This window comes from Bacillus sp. JJ1562 (assembly GCF_036962705.1).
Taxonomy (GTDB): domain Bacteria; phylum Bacillota; class Bacilli; order Bacillales; family Bacillaceae_L; genus Ferdinandcohnia.
This window is the reverse complement of sequence record NZ_JBALOQ010000084.1, coordinates 1-1370: the sequence shown is the minus strand read 5'-3', so window position 1 is coordinate 1370 and position 1370 is coordinate 1. Positions and strand designations below refer to the sequence as shown.

At 36.0% G+C, this 1370-nt stretch carries 3 protein-coding genes and 1 pseudogene; 2 read left to right on the top strand and 2 right to left on the bottom strand.

The features are described 5' to 3' along the window. Positions 1-138 precede the first annotated feature (138 nt). Complete coding sequence (locus V7097_RS25870; protein WP_057999999.1) at positions 139-411, bottom strand: stage V sporulation protein S; 273 nt, start codon at positions 409-411, stop codon at positions 139-141. Positions 412-428: 17 nt separating this feature from the next. Beyond that, a complete protein-coding gene (locus tag V7097_RS25865) occupies positions 429-650 on the bottom strand; it encodes a hypothetical protein (RefSeq protein ID WP_335706506.1) in 222 nt (73 codons plus the stop codon). Positions 651-745: 95 nt separating this feature from the next. Between V7097_RS25865 and V7097_RS25860 the strand changes: the two are divergent. Both V7097_RS25860 and V7097_RS25855 read left to right on the top strand, forming a co-directional pair. After that, positions 746-817: pseudogene (locus V7097_RS25860) on the top strand (YjcZ family sporulation protein); the annotation flags it as partial. Positions 818-911: 94 nt separating this feature from the next. Continuing rightward, positions 912-1106: a hypothetical protein gene (locus tag V7097_RS25855; protein ID WP_335706505.1), complete on the top strand. Its 195-nt coding sequence runs from the start codon at positions 912-914 to the stop codon at positions 1104-1106. Positions 1107-1370: the final 264 nt, after the last annotated feature.

The following is a 1370-nucleotide window of genomic DNA, read 5'->3' as shown; positions in this document are numbered from 1 at the left end:
CTGCCCCGTTAGTTTAATATGTTCAACAAAATAAGCGATAATCCGTCTAGGACTATCGCACCCGTTAGCACAACAAGCTAATATAACATTAGTGAATTTTTGTTAAATAATTCTTTTATTGATCTTCTCAACGAAAATCTATCTTTTTTTTCTAGGACCTACAATTAATTTGATTGCTGTTCTATTTTCATTATTGATTAAAACATCAGTAAATGCAGGAACAAAAACCAGATTAACACCGCTTGGAGCTACAAATCCTCTTGCAATCGCAATGGCTTTAATCGCTTGATTTAAAGCACCAGCTCCAATCACTTGAATTTCTGTATTTCCTCTTTCACTTAATACGCCTGCAATTGCACCTGCAACTGAATTCGGATTTGATTTTGATGATACTTTTAATACATTATCCATATAAATTTCCCCCCCCGTTATTTAATCGCTTGATATGATCGCTGGAAACAATGTAATATCGTATCTTTAATAATATTCAAATTCAAATCAAACAGAACTATTGAACTTGTACTGCCTACATTAAGCCCATAAAAACTAGAAAGTTCTTGAACTGCTTTTTGGAAGTGAACAGCATCAACTCGTACTTGTATATCTAAATCTCCCCTTGTAATGCTGTTTGGAATAGCTGAGCTACCCATGGACATAGACTTTTTGATTAATTTGCAATATCGCACTAAATGTCCAAGCAAAAAATTCTTACTTACGTAAAATGCACTATCTCTCTTAAGGAGGAATTAGATATGGAGGAGGCTTTGCTTTAATCGTAGTAATTTTTATCCTTTTAGTTATCGTAGGAACTCATTTTGGTAGGCTATTAACTTCGTCTTGGCAAATTATCGATAGTTACAGGGGTGGGACAGGTTGCGTTAAGCTATCCTTTTGTCAAATAGACTTATGAAATGAAAGGAGGAAGAACTAAATGCCGTTTTTTAGATTTGATCGAAGAGACCGGTTTTTTCGTGATGACTTTAGAAGAAGAAGGTTTTTCCCTTTTGAAAGAGAATTTTTCTTTTTCGACTTTGATTTTGAAAGAAGAAGACGCTTTGAATTCGAAAGAAGAAGAAGACGTAGATTCTTTTAAGGAAAAGATTTAAACAGTATTTCCAGGATCAACGGGTACGAACGAGCTGCCATCAAAGGCAGCTGTTCTTATTGAGCTAAGAAGCTGGTTGAATAAGGCTACTCTAGGACCTAAATTGGCATGTTGTTTAGTAAAACAAATCCCTTCTTCAACTAGTCGAGTAGAAGAGAACCTCTCTACCTTACGGTAGATTGTGTTCTCCCCCCTCCCAGAACCGTGCTTGCGCTATTAACGCACACGGCTCCTCCTAGTTACCATTCACAAAATATAGCTATTC

Coding starts and splice junctions, on each gene's coding strand:
- V7097_RS25855 (WP_335706505.1), top strand. CDS start 912: ATGAAAGGAGGAAGAACTAAATGCCGTTTTTTAGATTTGATCGAAGAG.
- V7097_RS25865 (WP_335706506.1), bottom strand. CDS start 650: ATGGGTAGCTCAGCTATTCCAAACAGCATTACAAGGGGAGATTTAGAT.
- V7097_RS25870 (WP_057999999.1), bottom strand. CDS start 411: ATGGATAATGTATTAAAAGTATCATCAAAATCAAATCCGAATTCAGTT.